Annotated in this window: 25 protein-coding genes; 17 read left to right on the plus strand and 8 right to left on the minus strand. The window is 69.2% G+C overall.

Annotated features, from left to right (window positions below; all coding sequences use genetic code 11):
- The first annotated feature begins 3 nt into the window (after positions 1–3).
- From OSC27_RS13695 to OSC27_RS13710, 4 genes are read left to right on the plus strand one after another with little or no spacing between them, the layout of a single operon-like run.
- Positions 4–711: a 4-carboxy-4-hydroxy-2-oxoadipate aldolase/oxaloacetate decarboxylase gene (locus OSC27_RS13695; protein ID WP_267182025.1), complete on the plus strand. Its 708-nt coding sequence runs from the start codon at positions 4–6 to the stop codon at positions 709–711.
- Positions 708–1,505, plus strand: coding sequence for a DUF1932 domain-containing protein (locus tag OSC27_RS13700; protein WP_267182026.1), 798 nt, complete (start codon positions 708–710; stop codon positions 1,503–1,505). Before OSC27_RS13695 ends, OSC27_RS13700 begins: the two co-directional genes overlap by 4 nt.
- Positions 1,502–2,572, plus strand: a complete 1,071-nt coding sequence (locus OSC27_RS13705) for a 4-oxalomesaconate tautomerase (RefSeq protein WP_267182027.1) — start codon at positions 1,502–1,504, stop codon at positions 2,570–2,572. The genes OSC27_RS13700 and OSC27_RS13705 overlap by 4 nt, the downstream gene beginning before the upstream one ends.
- Positions 2,573–2,590: 18 nt before the next feature.
- The gene (locus tag OSC27_RS13710) at positions 2,591–3,574 is read left to right on the plus strand and encodes a VOC family protein (protein ID WP_267182028.1); all 984 of its coding nucleotides are present in this window, start codon (positions 2,591–2,593) and stop codon (positions 3,572–3,574) included.
- Positions 3,575–3,955: 381 nt separating this feature from the next.
- On the opposite strand, the gene OSC27_RS13715 is transcribed toward OSC27_RS13710, so the two are convergent.
- From OSC27_RS13715 to OSC27_RS13725, 3 genes are read right to left on the minus strand one after another with little or no spacing between them, the layout of a single operon-like run.
- The gene (locus tag OSC27_RS13715) at positions 3,956–4,588 is read right to left on the minus strand and encodes a GntR family transcriptional regulator (protein WP_267182029.1); all 633 of its coding nucleotides are present in this window, start codon (positions 4,586–4,588) and stop codon (positions 3,956–3,958) included.
- A gap of 39 nt (positions 4,589–4,627) precedes the next feature.
- Positions 4,628–4,942 (minus strand): MGMT family protein, encoded by a 315-nt coding sequence (locus OSC27_RS13720; RefSeq protein WP_323374141.1) that lies wholly within the window; start codon positions 4,940–4,942, stop codon positions 4,628–4,630.
- A gap of 33 nt (positions 4,943–4,975) precedes the next feature.
- Positions 4,976–5,428 carry a GNAT family N-acetyltransferase gene (locus OSC27_RS13725; protein ID WP_267182030.1) on the minus strand — a complete coding sequence of 151 codons (453 nt, stop codon included), beginning with the start codon at positions 5,426–5,428 and terminating at the stop codon, positions 4,976–4,978.
- A gap of 361 nt (positions 5,429–5,789) precedes the next feature.
- Between OSC27_RS13725 and OSC27_RS13730 the strand changes: the two genes are divergently transcribed.
- The 6 genes from OSC27_RS13730 to OSC27_RS13755 all read left to right on the plus strand — a co-directional run bounded on the left by OSC27_RS13730 (position 5,790) and on the right by OSC27_RS13755 (position 12,321).
- Positions 5,790–7,133, plus strand: coding sequence for an extracellular solute-binding protein (locus OSC27_RS13730; RefSeq protein ID WP_267182031.1), 1,344 nt, complete (start codon positions 5,790–5,792; stop codon positions 7,131–7,133).
- Positions 7,134–7,220: 87 nt separating this feature from the next.
- Entirely contained in the window at positions 7,221–8,189 is a 969-nt protein-coding gene (locus tag OSC27_RS13735; protein WP_267182032.1) for a carbohydrate ABC transporter permease, read from the plus strand.
- Positions 8,189–9,025 carry a carbohydrate ABC transporter permease gene (locus tag OSC27_RS13740; RefSeq protein ID WP_267182033.1) on the plus strand — a complete coding sequence of 279 codons (837 nt, stop codon included), beginning with the start codon at positions 8,189–8,191 and terminating at the stop codon, positions 9,023–9,025. The genes OSC27_RS13735 and OSC27_RS13740 overlap by 1 nt, the downstream gene beginning before the upstream one ends.
- Entirely contained in the window at positions 9,022–10,632 is a 1,611-nt protein-coding gene (locus OSC27_RS13745; protein WP_267182034.1) for a glycoside hydrolase family 3 protein, read from the plus strand. The genes OSC27_RS13740 and OSC27_RS13745 overlap by 4 nt, the downstream gene beginning before the upstream one ends.
- The gene (locus tag OSC27_RS13750) at positions 10,629–11,543 is read left to right on the plus strand and encodes an ROK family protein (RefSeq protein ID WP_267182035.1); all 915 of its coding nucleotides are present in this window, start codon (positions 10,629–10,631) and stop codon (positions 11,541–11,543) included. The genes OSC27_RS13745 and OSC27_RS13750 overlap by 4 nt, the downstream gene beginning before the upstream one ends.
- The gene (locus OSC27_RS13755) at positions 11,536–12,321 is read left to right on the plus strand and encodes a glucosamine-6-phosphate deaminase (protein WP_267182036.1); all 786 of its coding nucleotides are present in this window, start codon (positions 11,536–11,538) and stop codon (positions 12,319–12,321) included. The genes OSC27_RS13750 and OSC27_RS13755 overlap by 8 nt, the downstream gene beginning before the upstream one ends.
- Positions 12,322–12,358: 37 nt before the next feature.
- Here OSC27_RS13755 and nagA read toward each other — a convergent pair whose 3' ends face one another.
- From nagA to purU, 3 genes are all read right to left on the minus strand, one after another.
- Complete coding sequence (gene nagA, locus OSC27_RS13760) at positions 12,359–13,531, minus strand: N-acetylglucosamine-6-phosphate deacetylase (protein WP_267182037.1); 1,173 nt, start codon at positions 13,529–13,531, stop codon at positions 12,359–12,361.
- A gap of 54 nt (positions 13,532–13,585) precedes the next feature.
- Positions 13,586–13,939 carry a YrdB family protein gene (locus tag OSC27_RS13765; RefSeq protein ID WP_267182038.1) on the minus strand — a complete coding sequence of 118 codons (354 nt, stop codon included), beginning with the start codon at positions 13,937–13,939 and terminating at the stop codon, positions 13,586–13,588.
- A 210-nt stretch (positions 13,940–14,149) separates the two neighbouring features.
- A complete protein-coding gene (gene purU, locus OSC27_RS13770; RefSeq protein ID WP_267182039.1) occupies positions 14,150–15,025 on the minus strand; it encodes a formyltetrahydrofolate deformylase in 876 nt (291 codons plus the stop codon).
- 146 nt (positions 15,026–15,171) lie between these two features.
- On the opposite strand from purU, the gene OSC27_RS13775 reads away from it, so the two are divergent.
- The 3 genes from OSC27_RS13775 (at position 15,172) to OSC27_RS13785 (ending at position 18,351) form a co-directional block, all read left to right on the plus strand.
- The gene (locus OSC27_RS13775; protein ID WP_267182040.1) at positions 15,172–16,485 is read left to right on the plus strand and encodes an MFS transporter; all 1,314 of its coding nucleotides are present in this window, start codon (positions 15,172–15,174) and stop codon (positions 16,483–16,485) included.
- A 167-nt stretch (positions 16,486–16,652) separates the two neighbouring features.
- Positions 16,653–17,570: a class II fructose-bisphosphate aldolase gene (locus tag OSC27_RS13780; RefSeq protein WP_267182041.1), complete on the plus strand. Its 918-nt coding sequence runs from the start codon at positions 16,653–16,655 to the stop codon at positions 17,568–17,570.
- 151 nt (positions 17,571–17,721) lie between these two features.
- A complete protein-coding gene (locus tag OSC27_RS13785; RefSeq protein WP_267182042.1) occupies positions 17,722–18,351 on the plus strand; it encodes a hypothetical protein in 630 nt (209 codons plus the stop codon).
- A 114-nt stretch (positions 18,352–18,465) separates the two neighbouring features.
- On the opposite strand, the gene OSC27_RS13790 is transcribed toward OSC27_RS13785, so the two are convergent.
- A complete protein-coding gene (locus OSC27_RS13790; RefSeq protein WP_267182043.1) occupies positions 18,466–19,533 on the minus strand; it encodes an amidohydrolase family protein in 1,068 nt (355 codons plus the stop codon).
- 161 nt (positions 19,534–19,694) lie between these two features.
- Here OSC27_RS13790 and OSC27_RS13795 point away from each other — a divergent pair, with 161 nt between their 5' ends.
- On the plus strand, positions 19,695–20,726 hold the full coding sequence (locus tag OSC27_RS13795; protein ID WP_267182044.1) for a carbohydrate kinase family protein: 1,032 nt from the start codon (positions 19,695–19,697) through the stop codon (positions 20,724–20,726).
- A complete protein-coding gene (locus tag OSC27_RS13800) occupies positions 20,723–21,679 on the plus strand; it encodes a 1-phosphofructokinase family hexose kinase (RefSeq protein WP_267182045.1) in 957 nt (318 codons plus the stop codon). Before OSC27_RS13795 ends, OSC27_RS13800 begins: the two co-directional genes overlap by 4 nt.
- Here OSC27_RS13800 and OSC27_RS13805 read toward each other — a convergent pair.
- Positions 21,666–22,661: an N-acetylglucosamine kinase gene (locus tag OSC27_RS13805; protein WP_267182046.1), complete on the minus strand. Its 996-nt coding sequence runs from the start codon at positions 22,659–22,661 to the stop codon at positions 21,666–21,668. The two genes, OSC27_RS13800 and OSC27_RS13805, sit on opposite strands and share 14 nt — an antisense overlap.
- 157 nt (positions 22,662–22,818) lie before the next feature.
- Between OSC27_RS13805 and OSC27_RS13810 the strand changes: the two genes are divergently transcribed.
- Positions 22,819–23,757 (plus strand): MurR/RpiR family transcriptional regulator, encoded by a 939-nt coding sequence (locus OSC27_RS13810; protein WP_267182047.1) that lies wholly within the window; start codon positions 22,819–22,821, stop codon positions 23,755–23,757.
- Positions 23,754–24,524 (plus strand): SIS domain-containing protein, encoded by a 771-nt coding sequence (locus tag OSC27_RS13815; RefSeq protein ID WP_267182048.1) that lies wholly within the window; start codon positions 23,754–23,756, stop codon positions 24,522–24,524. The genes OSC27_RS13810 and OSC27_RS13815 overlap by 4 nt, the downstream gene beginning before the upstream one ends.
- Positions 24,525–24,644: the final 120 nt, after the last annotated feature.

Genomic DNA, 24,644 nt, shown 5'->3' on the forward strand with positions numbered 1-24,644 from the left:
GACATGGCTCGCAACGTGGTGGTTCGGCAGATCAGCAGAGCGGATGCCGCAGACATCGACGCACTCGCCACGGCAGGCGTCGCGACGGTGCACGAGGCGGCTGGCCGCACGGGGCTCGTCGGGCCCGAGGTCGCGGCCCGACAGCAGGGCGTCGCCATTGCCGGCAGCGCCGTGACCGTCTCGTCGCATCCCGGTGACAACCTCATGATCCACGCCGCCGTCGAGGTATGCCGGCCGGGCGATATTCTCGTCGTCACGACGACCTCGCCCTCGGTGCATGGCATGTTCGGCGACCTGCTCGCCACCTCCCTGAAGGCGCACGGCGTGCGAGGCATCGTCATCGATGCCGGCGTGCGCGACATTGCCACGCTGCGCGCCATGGGCTTTCCCGTCTGGTCGAGGGCGGTGCACGCGCAGGGCACGGTGAAGGCGACACCGGGCTCGGTCAACGTGCCCGTCGTGTGTGCGGGTCAGGCGGTCGTGCCGGGCGACGTGATCGTGGCAGACGACGACGGCGTCGTGTGCGTGCCGCGCGCCGAGGCGGCGGCCGTGCGCGCCGCGGCCGAGGCACGCGCCGCGAAAGAGGAGGAGAAGCGTGCCGTTTTCGAGGCGGGAGCGCTGGGCCTCGACCTTTACAACCTGCGCCCCCTGCTCGCCGATCTCGGCGTCGAGTACGTCGACCGGCTCGACGAGAGCGGCGGGCAGCCGTGAGCGAGCCGCTGCGCATCGCGCTTCTCGGCCTCGGCGAGGCCGGGTCGATCGTCGCGGAAGACCTCGCGGGCGCGGCATCCGTCTCGGGCTATGACCCGCTCGTCACTCGGCCGACTGGTGCCTACGAGCGCGCGGCCTCGGGTGCCATGGCCGTCGCCGATGCCGACGTGATCATCGCGCTCACCGCCGGGCACGACGCCGAGGGCGCGCTCGCTTCCGCTGCCGGGGTCGCGCAGGCGGGAACGATCTACGCTGACCTCTCCAGCTCGAGCCCCGCGTTGAAGCGCCGTCTGGCGGCGACCGCCGAGGCTGCCGGCCTGCGCTTCGTTGACGGCGTGTTCGTCGCCACCGTGCCCGCCCGCCGCTCTGCCACGCCCCTGCTCGCGTCGGGACCGGGCGCCACCGCATTCGCCGACGCCATGACGCCCCTCGGCATGCAGGTCACGGTGGTCGGCGCGCAGGCGGGCGAAGCCGCGACGCGCAAGCTGCTGCGCAGCATCGTGATGAAGGGCATGACGGCGCTGCTCGTCGAATCGCTGCGCGCGGCCGAGGCGACGGGCGAGCTCGAGTGGTACACCGAGCACATCCGCTCCACCCTCACCGACATCACGCCTGAACTGCTCACCCGCCTGCTCGACGGCACGCTCACCCACAGCGTGCGCCGCGTTCACGAGATGCAGGCCGCCGTCGAACTGGTTGAGGGGGCCGGCGTCGAGGCGGCCATGACCCGCGCCACCGTCGAGGTGCTCGAGCGCGTCGGCGAGACCGGAATTCCACGCGGGAGCGCGCTATGAGCGCCGACGGAATCCGCTGCATGCTCATGCGGGGCGGTACTTCGAAGGGCGCATACTTTCTCGCCGACGACCTGCCCGGCGACCGGGCAGAGCGCGACGACCTGCTGCTGCGGGTTCTCGGCTCGCCCGACGCGAGGCAGATCGACGGCATCGGTGGCGGTCATCCGCTCACGAGCAAGGTCGCGGTGGTGAGCGCCTCGGCCGACTCGGGAGCCGACGTCGACTACCTCTTTCTGCAGGTGCAGGTCGACGAGCCCATCGTGAGCGACAGCCAGACATGCGGCAACCTGCTCGCGGGCGTCGGGCCGTTCGCGATCGAGCGCGGGCTCGTTGAAGCAAGAGATCAGACGACGGATGTGCGCATCCGCGTCATGAACGGCCACGGCGGCACCGCCATCGCGCACGTGGCCACCCCCGGCGAGCGCGTCGAGTACGCCGGCGACGTGCGTATCTCGGGCGTGCCGTTCGCGGCCGCCGCCGTGTCGCTGGAGTTCCCGCCGGCATCCGGCCCGCTGCTGCCCACCGGGCACGCGACAGACGTTCTCGCCGGGCTCACGGTTACCTGCGTCGACGCGGGGATGCCGGTGGTGCTCGTCACCGCCGACGCGCTCGGGATCGCGGGTGACGAGACGCCGGCCGAGCTGGAGGGCGATGCGGCCCTGCGCGGGCGCGTCGAGGCGCTGCGGCTGGCGGCGGGCAGTGCCATGGGCCTCGGTGACGTCAGCGCTACCACGGTGCCGAAGATCTCGATCGTCTCGCCCGCCTCTAACGGCGGCGACATCGCCACCCGCACGTTCATTCCGCGCCGCGTACATACCTCCATCGGCGTCGTCGGTGCCATTTCGGTCGCGGCGGGCGCACTCGTTCCTGGCTCGGTGGGCGGCGGGGTTCTCGGCAGTGCTCGCACGGGATCGCGGGTGCGAATCGAGCACCCGACCGGGTTCTTCGACGTCGAGATCGAGCTCGAGACGAACGGCGGCTCGCCGCGGGTGGCGCGCAGCGCCGTCATCCGCACTGCACGAAAGCTGTTCGACGGCACGGTGTGGCCCCGGTCAGGAGCCGAATGATTCGCCCGAAGGAGACCCATGATCGAACATGACCCCGCGCGCCCGCGCGATATCGCCCACATCGGCCCGGTCGAGCTCTACACGCCCGTGCTCGAGGCGAGCCGCGACTTCTTCGTGAACCAGATGGCGCTGCGCGAGGTGCGCCGCGACGCGGACTCCGTGTGGCTGCACACCTGGGACGACTACCAGAGCTACACGGTGCGGCTCATCCAGCGCGAGTCGGCCGGGGTCGGCCGCACATTCGTGCGCGCGTCGAGCCAGCCGGCGATGGACCGCCTCGTCGAGGCGATCGAGGCGACCGGGTACGGTCGGGGCTTCAGCGAGAGCGAGTACGGGCTCGGCCGCGTCTACCTGTTCGACGACCCGGACGGGCACCAGATGGGCGTGTACTGGGACGTCGACCGCTATCAACCGGATGACACCGACACCCCGAAGCTCAAGAACCAGGCCGCGGCGTTCCCCGGGCGCGGGGCGAACGTGCGCCGGCTCGATCACGTGAACTATCTGACAAACGACGTTGCCGCCGTCACGGCGTTTCTCTCGGACCAGCTGGGCGCCCGCTGCACCGAGCGCATCTCACGCGACGACGGCGGCTACGACGGGGTGTGGTTCTCGGTGTGCAACAAGTCGTACGACCTCGTTTACACGAAGGACTGGCTGGGAGCGAAGGGCCGGCTGCACCACGTGGCGTTCGCCACCGACACGCGCGAGGACATCCTGCGCGCAGCCGACGTGTTCCTCGAGGCGGGCGTGCACATCGAGACGGGTCCGCACAAGCACACCATCCAGCAGGGGTTCTTCCTGTACGTGTGGGAGCCAGGCGGCAACCGCATCGAGCTGCACAACCCCGGTGCGCGCCTTATCCTGCAGCCGGACTGGGAGCCCGTCACCTGGTCGCCGGCCGAGCGCGCGAAGGGGCAGGCGTGGGGGCTGAAGACCATCGAGACGTTCCACACGCATGGCACCCCGGTGATCGACGACGCCCCCAGCGAGGCGGGTTGAGGAGTGCGAAGCGCGTCTCGAAACCCGCGCCACTGTGTGTCGCCTCGAGGCGGGTTGAGGAGTGCGAAGCGCGTCTCGAAACCCGCGCCATTGCGCGAACGGTCGCGCTCTGCGCCAATCCAGCCTCTGCAGCAGACCCTGCACCAATTCAGGAAGAATCGCGCGACACGCGCTGAGAGTGCGCGCTCTCATCGGCGTGCCGTGCGATTCCTCCTGTTGAAGCGCGCCCACAGTGAGGGCGAGCACGGTGAGGGCGAGCACGGTGAGGGCGAGCACGGTGAGGGCGAGCACGCACGGTGAGGGCGAGCACGCCGCGGTGAGCGCGAACTCGCGAGCACGAGGGCGAACTCGCGAGCACGAGGGCGAACTCGCGAGCGCGACCTACTCCGGCGGCAGCGGCTCGCGCAGCGTGGCGGTGACGGTGCGCAAATGCGAGTGCATGGCTGACTCGGCCGCATCCGCGTCGTGGGCGGCGATCGCGTCGACGACGGCGGTGTGCTCCTCGAACGAGCGCCGCGGCCGGTCGGGCTGCATGATCGTGCGATAGTGGTACCGCACGAGGTGCGAGTTGAGCGTGGAGACGAGCCGCAGCGCCGTACGGTGGGCCGCGATGTCGAGGATCGCCGCGTGCAGGCTCATATTCAGATCGGATGCCGCCATGAGCTCGCCGTCGTCGAGATGCTGCCCGATGCGCAGCAACAGGTCGCGCAACCTCTGCACGTCGTCGGCTGTCGCCCGCTCGGCGGCCTTGCGCGCGGCGAGGGCTTCGAGGGCGCTGCGGGTCTCGTAGATCTCGACGGCCTCGTCTTCGTCGATGAGCCGCACCTTCGCGCCGCGGTTGCGTTCGTGCTCGACGAGTCCCTCCTGCTCGAGGCGTACCAGGGCGGTGCGCACCGCGGAGCGCGACACGTTGTACGCCGCGGTGAGGTCGGCCTCGACGAGGCGCTCGTTGGGGTGCAGCCGGCCCGACGCGATGGCGTCGCGGACCTTCTCGTAGACCACGTCCTCGTTCATCGTCTCGATGCTATCGCCGAAGCGGGAACAGGCGCGGCGTCAGAGCGCGTGCGGCGACCAGGCCGCCACGCGCAGATCGATGCGGTAGCCGGCATCCGCGGTTCGAAGTGGCGTGCCCTCCTCGCGGTAGTGCTCGAGCGCGCGGCCCTCGTGGCACTCGGGCGGCCTGCCGTCAGAACGGATCACCCGCCACCAGGGCACGTCGCTGCCGTAGCGCGCCATGACCTGCCCGACCTGACGCGAGGCCCGCGAGCCGAGCACGGCCGCGATGCCGCCGTAGGTCATGACGCGCCCGGCCGGGATCTCCTCCACCACGCCGAGCACCTGCTCGACGAACGGGTGGTCAGGGTTCACGGTGGTCAGGGCTCACGCGGCGGCACCCACGCCTCAGAGCGTGAGCGCGCCGATGGTCTCGCCGTACTGGGTCTCGCCGACATCCGTGAACCCGATTCGGTGGAAGAACGCCTCAGGGCCCTCCTCGCCCGGCTCCCAGATGACGGTGACGCGGTCGAAGCCGCGCTTGCGTGCCTCTTCGGCCAGCGCGCGGGTCGCGAACGTGCCGACGCCCTTGCCCTGAGCGTCGGCGTCGACGTTGATGCGCCACAGACACGCGCGGAATTCCTCGTGCTCGCTGTCGGGGTCGAAGTTGCCGTGAATGAAGCCCACGACCTCGTCGTCGATCGTGACGACGCGTTGCCACGAGGTGTTCGGATTGACGACGGATGCTGCTGCCGAGTACGAAACGGGAGCCACGAACTGTTCCTGCCCCGGTTTCAGAGTGAGGCTGTTCGCCGCCACGATGTTCGACGCCGACAACTCTTCAAGTTTCATCTCCGCCATGGCATCAGGGTAACGGAGTACCGCCGCAGGTGCACCCGAGAGTTCACAAGCCGCGGCCCAGCGTGCCTGCGCGCTACCGCGTGCGCATAACTCCTGCAGGACGCCAGCGCCTCGCGGAGGCAGGCCCGTGGCAGGCCCGTGGCAGGCCCGTCCTTCCGGGCAGCTGCCCGTCCTGCCGGAGTTATGGGCGCACCGAAGCGAGAAGCACTTGCGCTTTGATTGTTCGTAAGCTTTACTAACAAAACAAGAACGGGCGGATGCGCGGGGCCGCACCCGAAGCGCCGCCTTCCGCCCGTACAACCGCACCAACGGTGTTGCGCACGCACACTTCGTGAGACATCGCCACCTGAAAGGAACAGCAATGAAGAGAAAGCTCGCAGGCATCGCCGCCCTGGCGACGGCCTCCGCCCTCGTTCTCGCCGGATGCTCCAGCACGCCGGCCGAGAAGGCCAGCACTGACGGCAAGGGCAAGACCATCACGCTCTGGCTCGCCGGCTCTGACACCCCCGACGCCCTGCGCGACTACCTGAAGACCGAGTTCACCAAGGAGACCGGCGCCACGCTGAAGATCCAGCAGCAGGACTGGGGAGACCTCGTCACCAAGCTCACGACGGCGCTGCCCGACGCCAACAACACGCCAGACGTCACCGAGATCGGCAACACCCAGTCGCCGACCTTCACGAACGTCGGCGCGTTCCTCGACATCTCCGACATGTACAAGGAGCTCGGCGGCAGCGACCTGCTGCAGTCGTTCGTCGACGCCGGCACGGTGGACGGCAAGAACTTCACCCTGCCCTACTACTTCGGCTCGCGCTACGTGTTCTACCGCAAGGATGTCTGGCAGAAGGCGGGCATCACGCAGCCGCCGACCACCCTTGACGAGTTCAACAAGGATGTCGCCACCATCGCGAAGGCAGAGCCCACCCTCTCGGGCTTCTACCTCGGCGGCCAGGACTGGCGCGATGGCATCTCATGGATCTTCGCCAACGGTGGCGACATCGCCAAGAAGAAGGGCGACAAGTGGGTCGCCACGCTCGACGACCCCAAGACGCTCACGGGTCTCGAGCAGCTGCAGGCGATCTACAAGGACGCCTCGAAGGCGCCGAACGATGCGCAGGACAGCAACCAGTACATCTACCTGAACGATGACGACGAGATTCCGGCGGCCAAGGAGGGCGACAAGGCCACTCCCGTCTCGCTGTCGGCGGCGACGATCATGGCCCCGAGCTGGGCGCACTGGTCCATCGGTGTCAAGGGCACCGGCGACGACGGCAAGGTCACCCGCACCTGGGACGACAACACGTTCGGCGTCTTCGCCCTGCCCGGCAACGACGGAAACACCGCTCCCGTGTTCGCCGGCGGCTCCAACATCGGCATCTCGGCCACGACCAAGAACCCGGGTCTGTCCAAGACGCTGATGAAGATCATCTTCTCGAAGAAGTACCAGGAGCTGCTCGGCAAGAACGGCCTCGGCCCCGCCAACCAGAAGTACGTCTCCTCCCTCGGTGACGACGAGTTCGCCAAGGCGCTCATCGCGTCGGCCTCCAACTCGAAGCTCACCCCGGCCGCTCCCGGCTGGGCGTCGGTCGAGGCATCGAAGGTGCTCGAGGAGTTCTTCAGCAAGATTGCGGGCGCGCCCGACCTGACCGCTCTCGCCAAGCAGTACGACGAGAAGATCACGCCGATGCTGAACGCGAAGAACTAGCGTTCGACGCATTCCGCGGGTGCCGGCCGGGTATCGCCCGGCCGGCACCATCCGTCATACTCATCGCACGCGAAAGGAGGTCGCGCCATGGCCATCGACACCTTGCCGGCGACGACCCCGCCCCGAGCATCCGGTCAGCTGCAGAGAACGGATGCGCCGGCTCGCCGAGGGCGACGCCGGCTCACGCTCACGGCCTGGCTGCTGCTCGTGCCCTCCATCGTGGTGCTCGCCGCCGCCATGGGCTACCCGCTCGTGTGGCAGATCATCACGTCGATGCAGAGCTTCGGGCTCGCCCAGCAGTTCGGCAAACCCGCCCCGTTCGTCGGGCTGGAGAACTACGCGAAGCTCGTCACCGATCCCTATATGTGGACCGTGGTCGGCCGTTCCGTTCTCTTCTGCCTGCTGACGGCGGCCATCACCATGGTGGTCGGCGTGCTGATGGCGCTGCTCATGAAGGCCGTGGGCCGGGTGGTGCGTGTCATTCTGCAGGTCTCGATGCTGCTCGCCTGGGCGATGCCGATCGTCGCCGCCATGACGGTGTGGACCTGGCTGTTCGACTGGCGCCGTGGCGTGGTCAACTGGCTGCTCACCCGGATGGGCCTCGACTTCGAGGGCCACAACTGGCTCGCCAACCCCCTCTCGTTCTTCGCGGTCGCCCTCATCATCGTGGTCTGGATGAGCGTGCCGTTCGTGGCGTTCTCGATTTTCGCGGGCCTCACCCAGGTGCCGGACGAGGTGCTCGAGGCGGCCCAGATGGACGGGGCGAGCGGTTGGCAGCGGCTGCGCGGCATTATTCTGCCCATGGTGCGGCCGGTCATCGCCATCGTGATGCTGCTGCAGATCATCTGGGATCTGCGGGTGTTCACGCAGATCAAGATGCTGCAGGATCGCGGCTCCATCGCGAGTGAGACGAACCTGCTCGGCACCTACATCTACCAGCTCGGAACCGGCTCGAGCGACTTCGCCATGGCCTCGGCCGTGTCGGTCTTCGTTCTCATCATCACCATTGCGCTCAGCTGGTTCTACGTTCGACAAATGCTGAAGGAAGGAGCCTGATGCCCGCCCGCACCCGCCGCACGCTGCTCGGCGTGCTCGGCGTCGTCGTCGCCCTCATCTGGGTGTTCCCCGTCTACTGGATGGTGAACTCGTCGATGCTGCCGAACGCCCAGCTGCAGCTGCTCACGCCGACGTTCCTGCCCTTCGGCGGCTCGTTCGACAACTTCACGCAGGTCTTCGCGGGCGGCACGTTCCTGCCCGCGCTCGGCATGAGCGTGACGGTGGCCCTCATCACGGTCGTCGTGTGCCTCCTCTTCGCGTTCCTCGCCGCGCTGGCGATCAGCAGGTTCCGCTTCCGCGGCCGCACGGCCTTCGTGCTCGCGATTCTGCTGGTGCAGATGCTGCCGGCCGAGGGCCTCTTCATCGCCCAGTACAAGATGATGGCTGGCCTCGGCCTGCTCAACACGGTCATCGGCGTGAGCGTCATCTACATCGCCTCGGTCGTGCCGTTCACCATCTGGATGCTGCGCGGCTTCGTCGCCGGAATCCCCGCCGACCTCGAGGAGGCCGCCATGGTCGACGGCCTCAGCCGCACGCAGGCGTTCATGCGCATCACGTTCCCGCTGCTCGCGCCCGGCCTCGTGGCATCCGGCGTGTACGCGTTCCTGCAGGCGTGGAACGAGTTCACGGTCGCCCTCGTGCTGCTGCCGGACAACGCCAGCGCGACGCTGCCGCTGTGGCTGCGCGGCTTCATCCAGGCCAGCGCGAGCAAGGCCATCGACTGGGGCCAGGTCATGGCCGCTTCCACCCTCGTTGCCGTTCCCGTCATCATCTTCTTCCTGTTCGTTCAGGGCCGCATGACCAGCGGCCTCGTCAGCGGGGCGGTGAAGGGGTGAGCGCGAGTACGAACGACAAGCGGATGGGCGCCGCCGCCGACACCCCAGACACGACAGAGCCCGCGTTCCGACGCCTCGTGGCCGCCACGCTGCTGCCCGGCTTTGCCGGAACGACGCTGCCCCACTGGCTCGCCGCCCGGCTGCGTGACGGCCTCGGCGGCGTGTGCATCTTCGGCGAGAACATCGTCTCGGTGCCGCAGCTGCGCGCCCTGACCGATGCGATTCTCGAGGCCAACCCGCGCGCCGTCATCGCCATCGACGAGGAGGGCGGCGACGTCACCCGCCTCTTCTTCGCGACCGGCTCGCCCTACCCTGGCAACGCCGTGCTCGGCCGCCTCGACGATGCGGCCACGACCGAGGCGGTCGCCCGGCAGGTGGGTCACGCCCTGCGCGAGGCCGGCTGCACGGTCGACTTCGCCCCCGACGTCGACATCAACTCGAACCCTCTGAACCCCGTGATCGGCGTGCGCAGCTTCGGCGCGACCGCCGACGCCGTCTCCCGGCACAGCGCCGCCTGGGTGCGCGGGCTGCAGTCGCAGGGCGTCGCCGCCAGTGCCAAGCATTTTCCGGGCCACGGCGACACCGCGCAGGATTCGCACCTCGCGCTTCCCGTCGTCGACCGCTCGCTTGCCGAGCTTCGCGAGCGCGAACTGAAGCCGTTCCAGGCGGCGATCGCCGCGGGAACGCGCACGATCATGACCTCCCACATTCTGCTGCCGCAGCTCGACGCCGAGAACCCCGCCACCCTCAGCCCGCGCATCCTGCAGGGGCTGCTGCGCGACGAGCTCGGCTTCGACGGCGTCATCGTCAGCGACGCTCTCGACATGCGCGGGGCGAGCGGCACCATCGGCATTCCCGCGGCGGCGGCGCGTGCGCTGTCTGCCGGCTGCGACCTGCTGTGCATCGGCACGAAGAACACGGACGAGCAGCTGGGTGACATCGAGAACGCTGTCCTCGCCGCGGTCGCGAGCGGTGCTCTGGATGCCGCACGCGTCGCCGACGCGGCGGCTCGCGTACACGGGCTCGCCGACGCGCTCGCGTACGCACGACGGGAGCGGCCCGTGACCGGCCCGGCTGTGGCCGGGGCGGCATCCGCTGGTGAGGCCCTGGGGAAGGACGCGGCATTCGAGAGCGACGGTGAGACGGCGGTGGACGCGCAGGCGGTGCTGGACGCCTTCGACATCGGCGAACGAGCCGAGGCCTGGCGTCGCGCTGCTGCCGGCGGCTACGTGGTGTACCGCATGGAATCCGAGGTGAATGTGGCGGTGGGAACGGCTCCGTGGGGCCCGTTCGCCGAGGTCGTCGGCGATCCCGCGAGCACGGCGTCGGCGCTCTTTGCCGCGAACCCCGTTGTGACCTGCCTGGCGCAGGCGCCGCAGGGCGTGGGGCGCCCAGACGCGCCGGTGCTGGTGATCGGCCGCGACAATCATCGGCACGCGTTCGTGCGCGAGACGGTTGACGCGCTGCGGGCGACGCGGGACGATGTGCTTGTGGTCGACATGGGGTGGCCCTCCGACGATCGTGCGTACGCCGACGTCGCCACCTTCGGCGCGTCACGCCTCGTCGGCCGCGCGGTGCTTCAGTGGCTCGCCGGGGCGGCCTCGTGAGGCTCGGCATCGACATCGGCGGCACCAAGACCGACGCCGTCGCCGTGCTCGACGACGGTACGACGAGCACGCGCATCCGCCTCGCCACCGGCTTCGGCCCGGAGGCCGTGACCGCCAGCGCCATCGCCTCGATCGTGCAGGTGTGCGAGCTGACCGGAACGGATGCGGCCGCGCTCGAGTCGATCGGCATCGGCATCCCGGGCTTCGTTGAGGGCGGCTCCCTCGTGCATCACGCGGTCAACCTCGGTGTCGAATCGCTCGACCTCGGCGGTGCGGTCAGCCGGCGGTTCGGCGTGGCCACGGTCGTCGAGAACGACGTGAAGGCGGCGGCTCTCGGCGCCTACCACGTGCTCGGCCTCGAGGGCTCCATGGCGTACCTGAACCTCGGCACCGGGCTCGCCGCGGGCCTCGTCGTGAACGGCCGTCTGTGGCGCGGCGCGTACGGAACCGCCGGCGAGATCGGGCACATTCCCATCGACCCGGCCGGTGTGCTGTGTGCGTGCGGGCAGCACGGCTGTCTCGAGACGGTCGCGTCGGGCTCGGGAGTTGCCCGTCTGTGGCGCACCGACGACGAGCACCCGGCCCGGGCGCTCATGGCGGCGGCGCTCGCGCGCGACGAGGAGGCGCTCATCGTCGCCCGGCGGCTGTTCGAGGGCATCGCCTCGGCCGTGCGCGTGCTCGTGCTCACGGTCGATGTCGACACGGTGGTCATCGGTGGCGGCCTCAGCCACCTGGGTGATGCGCTCGTCGCCGGCGTCTCGGGCGTGCTCGCGGAATGGGCGTCGTCGTCGGCGTTCCTCGCGTCCCTGCACCTCGCCGATCGGCTGCGGCTCATCCCCGAGGGCGTGCCGGTGGCCGCGATCGGTGCGGGGCTGGTCGGTACCGTCGAAGAAGGAGTGACCGTTGGCTGAAGTGGTTGTGGTCGAGAGCGAAGCACGGGCGGGCGAGCTGGCGGCAGGCAGCATCCTCGATCTCATTGCGGCGAAGCCAGACGCGGTTCTGGGCCTCGCGACGGGCTCGACGCCGCTGCCGGTGTATCGCGCGCTCGCCGAGGGCGTTCGCTCTCGCGGCATCGACGTGAGCAGCCTGCGTGGCTTCGCCCTCGACGAGTACGTCGGCCTGCCCGCCGGGCACCCCGAGAGCTACCGGTCGGTGATCGCACGTGAGGTGGTGCAGCCGCTCGGGCTCGACCCGCACCGCATCCACGTGCCGAATGGGGCGCTCGAGACCATCAGCGATGCGGGGGAGCAGTACGAACTCGCCATCGAGCGCGCCGGCGGAGTCGACGTGCAGATTCTCGGCATCGGCACCGACGGCCACATCGGCTTCAACGAGCCGGGCTCGTCGTTCGCCTCGGCGACCCGCGTGAAGACGCTCACCGCCCAGACGCGGCGTGACAACGCGCGCTTCTTCGATTCGCCCGATGACGTGCCCATGCACTGCATCACGCAGGGCCTCGGCACCATTCTGCGCGCCAGGCACCTGCTACTGCTCGCGTTCGGTGGAGGCAAAGCGGATGCCGTCGCCTCCGCCGTCGAAGGGCCCATCAGCGCCAGCTCACCCGGCACCGCGATCCAGCTGCACCCGCACGCGACGGTGATCGTGGACGAGGCAGCGGCCGGCCGCTTGCAGAACCTCGACTACTACCGCTACGCGTGGAACAACAAGCCGCGCTGGCAGGGGCTCTGAGGGCGTACGTGACGCGGGACGAGCGTTAGCGCTCGCCCTACGCGGCGATCTCGGCGCCCGCGGCCCAGACGCCGCGCACGTTCCACTCGTGGTCGAGCAGCACCGCGTCGGCGGCATATCCAGGGCGCAGTCGGCCGAACTCGTGGTCGATCCCGAGCACGCGCGCGGGCGTGTGGGTCAGCGCGGCGACCGCTTCCGGTAGCTCGGCGCCTGCTTTCGTCACCGCGAGCCGCAGCGCCGTGTCGAGGGTCAGCGTCGAGCCGGCGATCGACGAGGTGCCGGAAAGCAGGGCGCGCCCGTCGGTCACGGTCACATTGAGGGAACCGAGCTGGTAGTCCCCGTCATCCGCCCCCGCTGCAGCCATGGCGTCGGTGATGAGCGCCACGCGACCCTTCGCCTGTCCGAAGACCACGCGGGCGACATCGGGGTGCACGTGCATGCCGTCGAGGATCAGCTCGACCGTGACGCGCTCGTCTTCGAAGGCCGCGATGATGGGGCCGGGGTTGCGGTGATGGATGCCTTCCATCGCGTTGAAGAGGTGCGTCACCAGGCGAGCGCCCGCGTCGAAGGCCCGCCGGGTCTGCGCGTCGTCGGCCTCGGTGTGGCCGACCGCGGCGACCACGCCGGCCTCGACGAGAACTTCGATCGACTCGATGGCGTTCGGCCGCTCGGGTGCGATGGTCATCTGGCGCAGCGTGCCGCGGGCGGCGCCGATGAGCTCGTCGAGCATCTCGGGGCCAGGGTCGCGAATGAACGCCGGGTTGTGCGCGCCACGGCGCTCGATCGAGAGGAACGGACCCTCGAGGTGGGAGCCGAGTACGAGCGGGTCGAGCTCGGTGAGGTCGGCGATGTAGCCGAGGCTCTCACGCAGCTGAGCGAGCGGGTTCGTCACCAGGCTGATGACGGACCGGGTGGTGCCGTGGGCGCGGTGGGTAGCAAGCCCGCCGAGGATCTCCTCGGGGCCGTCGTCGAAACCATGGCCGCCGCCGCCGTGGCAGTGCAGGTCGATGAAGCCCGGGGTGAGCCAGTGGCCGTGCGCGTCGAGCTCGGTGCGGCCCTCGCGGTGCGCGTGCCAGCCGACGCCGTCGCCCGTGGCGGTGATGCGGTCGCCGTCGGTTGCAAGCCAGAAGTCGTCCACGATGCCGTCGACGTCGAGCTTGCGTGCGCTGTGGATGAGGATGCCGGTTTGCACGTCGGTCGTGTCATTCATGTCAGACTCCCTCGTCGTGTTGCCGCCTGGTGTCGCGTGCCATCGATCGGCGGCTCAGCTCAGTTCCTTGAGGCCATTCACGATTCCGCTGATGATCGCGATGACGGCGAAGACGAGCGCGACGATCGGCTGACCGAGATCCCACCAGGCGAGCGCGGCCGCGGCCATCACGATGATCTCGACGATCGCCCGCCCGAACGTGTCGATGTGGAACACGGCCTTGGGCGAGCGGAACAGCGCCCAGAGCACGATGGCGATCACCGGTGCGCCGATGCCGACCACGATGTTCCACGGCAGCGGCCACGCCACGAAGCCCCAGAACGCGAGTGTGGCGAACGCGAACAGTTCGAGCACGAACCGCACGACGTCGTTGATTCCGATTGATGCCGGGGCGCGCGTCTCACTCACGCTTCCATCGTATCGGCGGCTCGGCCACAGCCTGGCCCGCTCAGACGCGGGTTGAGGAGGTCGCGAAGCGCCCGTCTCGAAACCCGTCTCGCCCCAACAGTGCAGTTCTGCAGGAGGAATCGCGCGACACGCCGTCACCGCACTCGGCTGCAGCGGTGTGTCGTGCAATTCCTCCTGAATAGATGCACAGAGTGGTGGGTTCGTCGGAACTCAGCGGAAGATGATCGTGCGCGCCCCGTCGAGCAGCACCCGGTGCTCCGCGAACCAGCGCACGGCCTGGGTGAGCGTGCGGCTCTCCTCATCCTGGCCGATGGAGACGAGCTCAGACGCTGTGCGGCTGTGGTCAACTCTCACGACGTTCTGCTCGATGATGGGCCCCTCGTCGAGGTCGCTCGTCACGAAGTGCGCCGTCGCACCGATGAGCTTCACCCCGCGCGCGTGCGCCTGCTTGTACGGGTTCGCGCCCTTGAAGCCCGGCAGGAATGAGTGGTGAATGTTGATGGCCCGCCCCGCCAGCCGTTCGCACAGCTCGGGGGAGAGAATCTGCATGTAGCGGGCGAGCACGACGAGCTCGATGTCGTGCTCGTCGACCACGTCGAGGATGCGACGTTCGAACGCGGCCTTGCCCGCGGCATCCGTAATGCTTCTCGATTCGAAGGGCACTCCGTAGAAGCCGGCCAGCTCGCGCAGGCTGTCGTGGTTCGAGAGCACGAGCGGCACCTCGACGGGCAGCTGGCCGGCACGCTGGCGGAACAGCAGGTCGTTGAGGCAGTGCGCGGCGGTCGAGGCGAGAACGAGCGTGCGCATGCGGCGGCCGACGACGTCGAGGCTCCACGTCATGTCGTACCGGCGAGTCACGGGGGCCAGCGCCGCCTCGATCTCGTCTCGCTCGGCGGGCGATTCCACCTGGAGACGCATGAAGAAGCGCCCGGTGTCGGCGCTCGAGAACTGCTGGCTCTCTGTGATGTTGCCGCCCGACGACACGATGGCCCCGCTGACTGCGTGCACGATTCCGGGCTGGTCGGCGCAGACGAGCGTCAGAACCCAGTGGGTGGATGCGGTGGTACTGCCGCTGACGGAACTCACCTGATCAGCGTACCGAATCGCGTAGACTGGGCGTGGTCGGCGGATCCCGCTCGGCCCTGGGCGCGCACATCAGCGCGTAGTCGACCCGCTCCCGATTCCGCGTCGCGCGGAATGAGCGGGGAACGCCGTACGTTGGCCACTCACGTATGACAGTCACTGAACGTCGGCAGCCGCGCGCCGCCACCCGCTTCCCGTGGGCCGGTCTCATCGTGCTCGCCTCGGCCGTGTTCCTCTCGGTCACGAGCGAGATGCTGCCTGCCGGCCTGCTGCCCGACATGAGCCGCTCGCTCGATGCTTCGAAGCCGCAGATCGGCATTCTCGTCACGATCTTCGCGTTCACCGTGGTTGTGACCAGCACACCGCTGTCGGCGCTGACCCGCCGCTGGGATCGCCGCGGCCTCATGATGGCGATCCTTGCCGTGCTGGCGATCAGCAACGTCTTCACCGCCCTCGCCCCCACCTACGAGCTCGTCGTCGCTTCGCGTGTTCTCGGCGGCATCGCACACGGGCTGTTTTGGGCGCTCGTGGGCGCCTATGCCGGCCACCTCGTGCCGCGTGAGCAGATCGGGCGCGCCGTCGCCATCACCCTCGGCGGCGGCACGGTCGCGATCGTGCTCGGCGTGCCGGTCGGCACCGCGCTCGGTCACGTCTTCGGCTGGCGCCTCGCGTTCGCCATCGTCGGCGGACTCATGGTGGGTGCGGCCGTGCTCATCTGGCGCTTTCTGCCCCGCATCGCGAGGGCGGGCGAGGCGGGCACCGGCGGCGGCACGGTCTCCGACAGCGGCACGGCCTCCGACGGCGGCACGGTCTCCGACAGCCGCACGGACTCCGACAGCACAGCGGATGCCGCCGCCGCCAGCGTGCCCGCCAGGTCACGCGGCCGCGCGCGCCTCGACCCCACCTTCGGCGCCGTGCTCGTCGTCTGCGTGGTGACGGCGGTCATCATGACCGGCCAATACAGCTTCTACACCTACATCGCGCCGTTCATGATCCAGCAGATGGGCGTCGCCGACGGCGACGTGAGCGGCCTGCTGTTCCTCTACGGGATCGCGGGCGCGGCCGGCCTGCTACTGGCCGGCGTTCTCGGGCGGCGCCCCACGAGCGCCCTCATCGTTGGAGTGTTCGTCACGGGGGCCGCCGTCGCGACGCTCGCTGCGTTCGCGAGCATGCCGTTCGTCGCGATCGGCGCGATGGTGCTGTGGGGCCTGGGCTTCGGAGCGATCCCGCCGCTGCTGCAGACCCGCCTGCTGCACACCTCGTCGGCGGCGTTCCGCGACACCGCGAGCGCGATCTACACGACGGCGTTCAACGTGGGCATCGGCGGGGGAGCGCTGCTCGGCGCCGTGCTTCTCGGCATCACCGGCCTCGGCGGTCTCGCCTGGGTCTTCGCGGGCATCCTCGGCCTCTCGCTCGTCATCGTCCTCGCGACCACACGATCGGCGAGGGCCCGCCGCGCCTGACAGTCTCCCAGTCCCGCAGCCGTGCGCTCGCTCATCGCAACTGATCGGTTTGGTGCGATATCGCGCAGAACATTGCACGATTCGATCACTGTGGCCGAAGATCGGGGCATGAGTACACGCCTGAACGCCAGCCCCCGCCCCCGCCCGCGCCCGTATCGAGCCGCGCAGTGAGCGCCGTCAGCACCCGGCACCTCGTCGATGAGGCCGTCGTTCGCGGCACGGCGGTGCTCGGCTTCAACGTCATCACCCTGGAGCACGCCGAGGGCATCGTCGCGGGCGCCGAGCGGGCGGGCACCGGCGTGCTGCTGCAGCTCAGCGAGAACGCCGTCGTGTACCACGGCAGGCGGATGCGCCCGCTCGTCGCGGCCTGCCGCGAGCTGGCGGCAGCGGCATCCGTGCCCGTCGCCCTGCACCTCGATCACGTGCGCGAGCCTGCGCTCATCGACGAGACCATCGACCTGGGCAGCGCCGCCGGAATCGGCTCGATCATGATCGACGCCTCCACGCTGCCGTACGACGAGAACGTGCGGGCGACGACTGAGGCTGCGGTGCGCGCGCGCGCGGCGGGCCTGTGGGTGGAGGCGGAGCTCGGCGAGGTCGGCGGCAAGGATGGTGCGCACGCCCCCGGCGTGCGCACGGACCCTCGCGAGGCAGCGGCGTTCGTCGCGGCCACCGGGGTCGACGGGCTCGCCGTGGCGGTCGGCTCGTCGCACGCCATGACGACCCGCACGGCCCACCTCGACCTCGAGCTCATCGCGCGACTGGCCGCTGCCGTGCCCGTGCCGCTCGTGCTGCATGGCTCGTCGGGGGTGGCCGACGACGACCTGCGACGGGCGGTGGCAGCCGGCATCCGCAAGGTGAACGTTGGTACCGCTCTGAATGTCGTCTGGAGTGCCGAGGTGCGACGTGTGCTCGACGGCGACGCCGCCCTCACTGACCCGCGTAGGTATCTCGGGCCAGCCCGCGAGGCGGTGGCCGAGCTGGTGGAGCACCTGTGCGGGGTGATCGCAGTACCCCATCGCGTATCACCTGGGCTTGCCGCAGTCGACGGTCTCGAAGGCTATTCGCGAGATACGAAACTGTAGGGCGGGTCAGAACCCACCTTCAACAGGGCTTACGGTAACCTCCTCAGGGTAGACTCACCAGGTTTCTAAGACAACATTTCAGACCAAGTGAGTCACCGCATGAACCGAGTTGGATCTGAGGGACCAGAGCAGACCGAAGGAGGGATCTCCTATGAACACGACTTCCGCCGTGCGCAGCCGAGTCGCAAGGATTGCCGGTGGAGTTGGTCTCCTCGTCGGGGGCGGGTTCTGGATCCTCGGAGCGTCCCACGTGCGGGCTCCACTCAACTTCTCCGATTCGGGCCCCTCAGCGACGGCGGCCATCATCGTGCTAGCCGGCATGATCCTCCTGGCTATGGGCGTGGGTAAGAACTCAGGCGTTGTCGGGCGCTCAGCCACCGGCAAAATCGCCCTGATCCTCTTCGGTCTCCGGAACCTCGTGCTGTGGGCCTTCACTCAAATCGTCGTTGATCACGGTGCTATGTCCGCAGCGATCATCATCGGGAACAGCCTTTCGGTATTCTTTGCCGTGGTGGGGCTGGTAGCAGCAATACAGGTGACACGTGCTCGAGTCGTCTCACGCGTTGCGAGTACCGTGTTTCTGATCGTGGCGATCGTCTATGCCGCCGCCAGCGCAATGTCCGTGGTGCCCGTTATCGGGATAGCCATCTTCCTGTCCACGATTCATGCCGCTGAGGTCTTGGCCGTTGCCCTTCTCATAATCGGAGCCATTTTCCTGATCGAAGGCTGCATACTTCCGGACCGACAGCTGTATAGCCGGAAATCTCTGAAGTCCCGGTAACCGGTCGCCTCTGGTTCGTTACCGCTCGCTGCCTGGTAAAGGCGCGATGCCATGCCGCACTCGGTAGGCAAGCAACCCATCGACCGCGCCCACAACGTCAGCGGGGAAGATCGCCTAGAGGCCGAGCACGCGGGCGGCGTTGTCATGGTAGATCGCGGCGAGCTCGGGTGCGTCGAGGCCGAGGCCCGAGACCGTCCAGCGGCCCTGCGGCGGCACCGCCTCACCGGGCGCATACTCGAAGGCCTCGTCGGTGCTCTCGAGAAAGCGGAAGTGCAGCTCGAACTGCTCCGAGGTGATCGGGTAGATGTCGGTACCGAACAGCACCCGGTCGGGCCATGCCTCGATGAGGCGCCGGAACCGCCGCGGCTGCCTGCCGAGCTCGGCCACGCGCCCGGCGATGTCGATCGTGAAGTTCGGCGCGTCGGCGATGAGCGCCTCGACGAGGTCGAGATCCTCTGCGGCACAGCCCGCATGCGCGCCGATGTAGGTCGTGCCCGGGGTGGCGAGCACGAGCGCGCGCAGCGCGGCCAGGAGCGTCTCGAACGTCGGGAACCGGTCGGTGTCGCCGAACCACCAATCGCGCTCGACGAGCAGTTCGTCAAGTCGCTCGTTTTTCTCGTCGACGGGCTCGAAGAACGCCTTCGGGTCGGCCGTGTGAATGAGCACGGGCAGCCCCAGCTCGCCGGCGCGGCCGAGCACCCGCACCACCCGCGGGTCGTCCGGCATGACCAGCCGCCCCTGTTCGTCGTGCACCCTGAGCCCGAGATTCTTCCACACCTTCACCCCGCGCGCGCCCTGCGCTGCGCTCTCCTCGAGGGATGCGAGAAGCCGTTCTTCTCCCGCGCCTTCTGCAAGCTGCTCCCAGTCGAGCTGGCAGAACGTGAGGAAGCGGCCGGGGTGCGCCCGATCGTAGCGGTCGAGGTTGGCGCGCAGCTCGTCGTCCCACATGCCGTCGAGGTTGACCATGGCCTGGATGTTTCGCTCGTCCATGACCCGCAACAGGGCATCGACGTCGTCGATCATCCATTCGCCGTCGCTGAGCCAGCGGCCCAGGTGGTTGTGGATGTCGATGGCGGGCACGGCGCTGCGCGGAACAGGTGTCGCCGGCAACGAGAGCTGGCTGCGCGGGTGCCAGGCGGTGAGGGGCAGGGTCGCCATTCGGGACCAGTCGGGCTGCGGCATCCGCGGTACCTTTCTCACGAGCGCTCACTTTAAGTGAGCGGTAATCGCACGTTTGTTGTCATATGAACAGTTCTGGATGCACTATTGCACAGATATAGGGGCGGCGCACCGTCGATGCCCGCATCGCGGCGGCGCAGTGCCGGGCGGCGAGAATGGAGAGCATGAACGCGCAGAGCACCGACCGTGACGCGGCCGAGCCGCCGCGGATTCTCGTAGCGGGCGACGCCAATGTCGACCTCGTACTGCGCGGTGACGTCGTGCCCCGCTTCGGCCAGGCCGAGCAGCTGCTGAGCGCCGCCGACCTCACGCTTGGCAGCTCGGCCGGCATCGTTGCACACGGGCTGGCGCGCCTCGGAGTGCCAACCGCGCTCGCAGCCTGCGTCGGCGACGACGAATTCGGTCGGTTCACGCTGGCGCGACTGGCTGAGGCGGGCGTCGACACGAGCGCCGTCATCGTGCACCCGGAGGCTCCCACAGGCGTCTCGGTGATCCTGTCGGCGCCGGCCGACCGCGCGATCCTCACGCTCACGGGGGCGATCCCGGCGCTGACGGCGGCGGCCGTGGAGGCCGCTGCCGCATCCGCTGGGCATGTGCACTTCGCCTCATACTTTCTGCTCGCGCCGCTTGCCGCCGAGCTACCGGCGCTGCTCGCGCGGCTGCGCTCGCGGGGAGTGACGACGAGCCTCGACACGAACTGGGACCCCGCCGAGCAGTGGGCCGGACTCGACGCGGTGCTGCCGCAGCTCGACATTCTCATGCCCAACCTCGAGGAGCTGCGGGCGATCTCGCTGGCCCTCGGCGGCGCGGGCGGCGCCGACGACATCGAGCACGCGCGGCACCTCGCCGCGCTCGGTCCCCGCGTGGTCGTGAAGGCCGGCCGAGACGGCGGCTTCAGCGTGGGGCCGGATGGTCGGCTCGAGCGCGCGCCCGGCCTGGTCGTCGACGTCACAGACACGACCGGCGCGGGGGACAGCTTCGACGCAGGCTACCTCGCCGCCCTGGTGGCGGGCGTCGGCAGCGAGGCTCAGCGACTGCGCTGGGCCACGGTGGCCGGCTCGCTCTCGACGCTCGGCGTCGGCGGCACCGGCGCGCAGGCCACGCGAGGCGAGCTCGAGGCGAGGCTGCACGACGGGCTCGACAGCGGGCTCGACAGCGGGCTCGAGAGTGGGCTCGAGGCCGGGCTGCAGGCATGATCACGGCGGTCGCGCTCAGCGCGGCGGTCGATGTGATGTACCTTGTCGACGCGTTCGAGGAGGGCCGCATCCACCGGCCGACCGCGGTGCACCGTCTGCCTGGAGGCAAGGCGCTGAACGCGGTGCGGGCGGCGGCCACGGTGGGCGCCGACGTGCGCGCGGTGGCCATGCTGGGTGGCGACACCGGCGCATTCATCGCGCGTGAACTGGCGGCTGCCGGCATCCGCACGCATGTCGTGCAGGGTGCGATGCCGACCCGCACCTGCGTCACCGTGGCCTCTGCGACGAGTGGACTGCTGACCGAGATCTACGAGCATCCGACCGAGGTGAGCGCGGCCGAGTGCGAGGCGGCGATCGAGAGCGTGCGCGAGGTGCTGGCGGGCGGCGAAGGGTGGGTGCTGGTCTCCGGCGGTATGCCCGCGGCGTTCGCCGATGGCGGGCTCGATCGCGTGGTGCGGCTCGCGCACGAGAGCGGGCATCGCATCGCCATCGACAGCCACGGCCCGGCCCTGGCGACGGCGCTCGACGCGCGGCCCGATGTCGTGAAGGTGAACCGGTCCGAGGCGATGGAGCTCGTGGCTGCGGCCGACGGCTCCCTCGACCTCGTGGAGGCCGCCGGTGAGGTGCAGCGCCGCACGGGAGGCATCGTCATCATCACGGATGGCGAGCACGGCTCGGTGGCACTCGATTCGCGCAGTGCCGCCGCTCATGCCGGCCGCGCCGCCGCCTGGCGCGTGCAGCCGAGCGCGCGTCGCGGGCACTACCCCACCGGCAGCGGGGATTCGTTCCTCGGCGGCCTCGTCGCCGCCCTCGACCACGGTAACGCGCTGCCCGACGCACTGCGGCTCGCGGCGGCGTGCGCGACGGCCAACGCGCTGGCGCCCGGTGCGGCGGTCTTCGACGCGGACAAGGCGCGCGAGATCGCGGGGGAGCTCGAGGTTACGGCGCTCTGAGCCGCTCCACGTCGGCGACGATGCGATCGAAGACACCCTGGTCGACCGGCACCCCGCCGCGGACGAGCGCGAGTACCACCGCGCCGACCGCCCCGTCGCGCACGCGGATCGGCGAGCCGCCATCGCCACCTCCGGCACCGCCCGCGCCCAGCGCCTCGGCGTTCAGCGCCCCGGTGTCCAGCAGCGCGCTCAGCACGCTGCCTCCGATCGTGAGCGGGCCGGTCACCCCCTCCTCCCGCACGGCGCGGAGCGAGGCGGCGAGCTCAGCGGCGGCGTCACGCAGAATGGATGCTGCGACCGCATCCGCTCGAGAGGCGAACGCGAGCGGGGCGAACCGGGAGAGCTGCACCGGTCTCAGCGCGTAGAGCGCCTCGATGAGCTGCAGCAGCTCGCGCGGCCTGCCCGTGGCGCGCCCGCCGGTGCGCCCGAGGCCGAGCTCGGCGAGCAGCAGGTCGGTCAGCGCCGTCGCCGGGCCGAGGCCGTCGAGGTCGGCAACGGCCGCGCGGGCGATGCGCCGGCCGATCCAGAAGCCGCTGCCGGCGTCGCCGAGAAGCCAGCCGGTGCCGTCGGCTACGCGATCCAGGCGGTGACCCACGATGCGCGCGGCGACCGAGCCGGTGCCAGCGGCCAGCGCGTACCCGTCGGGCGAGGGCGTGCCGGAGCAGAACATGGCCAGCAGATCCGATTCGACGCTGACCGGCCCGTGGATGCCGACCGCAGCCAGCGACGCGCTGATGCGTTCGAGCGGGAGTCCGGCGCCGTGTCCTGCCATCGCGAACACGATGCGCGCGAACGGTGGCACGTTCCCGCCGCCGCTCGCCTGAAGCGCCGCCTCGGTGAAAGAAGCCAGCGCGCCTTCCGTGCCCGCGGAGATGGGATTGCCCGGGCCCGAGACTCCGTAGCCGAGGCAGTGGCCCGCGGCATCCGCTCGCACTGCCCTGGTGTGAGTGCCGCCCGCGTCGATGGCGAGAATGTGCTGCACGCGACCGCCCTTCGTCCCTGTCGTGGTCGATCGACAGTACCGCGGTGAGCTTCGTAACGCGCAGGCAACGATTGCGCGAAAGCTCTTGACACCGTGCACCGAATAGATGAGAGTGAATTTTGAAATTCTCCGCCGGAGCTGAAACGGAGTCTCAGAAGTGGCAGTGTCGCCGATTGTGGATGATGGCGCCCCAGCGAGCTGGGTCGCCAACCGCATCCTCACGCACCTGCCCTCCATGTCAGGCACGATGCGCAAGATCGCGACCGTGCTCATCGAGCACCCGCACGCCCCGCTCGAGATGTCGATCGGCGAGCTGGCGCTGAAGGCCGGTACCTCGCCCGCCACGGTCACGCGCTTCTGCCGACTGCTCGGCTACTCGGGGTACGTCCCCTTCCGCGTGAGCATCGCCACCGACATGGGGCGGGCCTCGGCGCGAGACACGTGGAAGGCCGACATCGGGCGGGAGTTCGGGCCGGATGATGCCCCGCGCGACGTGTTGAGCACGCTGCTGAATGCGCACATCCGCTCTCTTCAGGAGACCGCGGCGACCATGGACCTCGCCGTCATGCAGAACATCTCCATGCGCATCGCCTCCGGCCGGCACGTCGACATCTACGGGGTGGGCGGCAGCTCGACGCTGGCCGAGGAACTGCAGGCGCGCTTCTACCGCATCGGCATCAACTCGCACCACTGGTCAGAGGTGCACGCGGGGCTCACGAGCGCCGCGATCCAGGGCGACGACTGCGTGGCCATCGGCATCTCGAACACGGGCATGACCGAAGAGACGATCCAGATGCTGCGCCAGGCTCGCGACGCCGGCGCGCTCGCCGTGGCGATCAGCAACAACCCGAAGTCGGTTCTGGCCGAGATCGCCGATCTCAGCATCATCACCTCGGTCTACGAACGCTTTCTGCAGCCGGACGATCTCTCGGCCAAGCACGCGCAGCTGCTTGTGCTCGACCTGCTGTACCTGCTTGTGGCACAGGAGAACTTCACGCAGACCACGTCGAACCTGGCGGCCTCGGCCGTCGCCGTATCCGGACACAGGCGCGCGCATCGCGCGCGCATCGTCGTGGCCGCTCAGGAGAAGAAATGACAGAGTCCGCTCTTTCCGACCTCACCCGGCGTTACCTGGCCGAGGTGGTGCCGCGTGTGCAGGAGCTCGCTGCGCAGGCGCAGTCGGGTGCGTTCGATGACGCGATCGACCTCATGGTCGAGGCCATCGACAAGGGTGGAATCATTCAGGCGTTCGGCACCGGGCACTCCGAGGCGTTCGCCATGGAGATCGCGGGTCGGGCCGGCGGGCTGATTCCCACCAACAAGATCGCGTTGCGCGACGTCGTCGTCTGGGGCAGCAAGAGCCCCGAGATCCTGGGCGGCTCGGAGCTTGAACGCGACCCAGCGATCGTCGATGAGCTGTTCGCGCTGTCGCCCGTGGGCGAAGACGACGTGTTTCTGATCGCCTCGAACTCGGGGGTCAACGGCTCCATCGTCGGCCTTGCGCTGCTCGTCAAGGAGCGGGGCCACAAGCTCATCGCCGTGACGAGCCTTGAGCACACCAACCGGGTGCAGCCGAAGCACCCCAGTGGCAAGCGTCTCGCCGACGTCGCCGACGTCGTCATCGACAACCTGGCGCCGTTCGGCGATGCGACGCTCGAACTGGCCGGGGGCACCCCGGTCGGCGCCGTGTCGTCGATCACCGCCGCCTTCATCGCCCAGCTGCTCACCATCGGCACCGCGGAGCGCATTGCGGAACGCGGCGTCACCCCACCGCTCTACATCTCGGCGAACATCCCGGGTGGCGACGAGCACAACAGGGCGCTCGAAGAGCTCTACCGCGGAAAGATCACGCGGACGGCATGAGACGCGAGACCTCATGACAACCACTACACGTAACCGGCGCACACGCTACGCACTCTCAGTCAGACAGGAAGCAAGAAAGGCAAGAAAGGCAACAAACCTCACGCACCAGATGTCAGGCCG

Source organism: Microbacterium sp. STN6, assembly GCF_026410545.1.
Taxonomy (GTDB): Bacteria; Actinomycetota; Actinomycetes; order Actinomycetales; family Microbacteriaceae; genus Root112D2.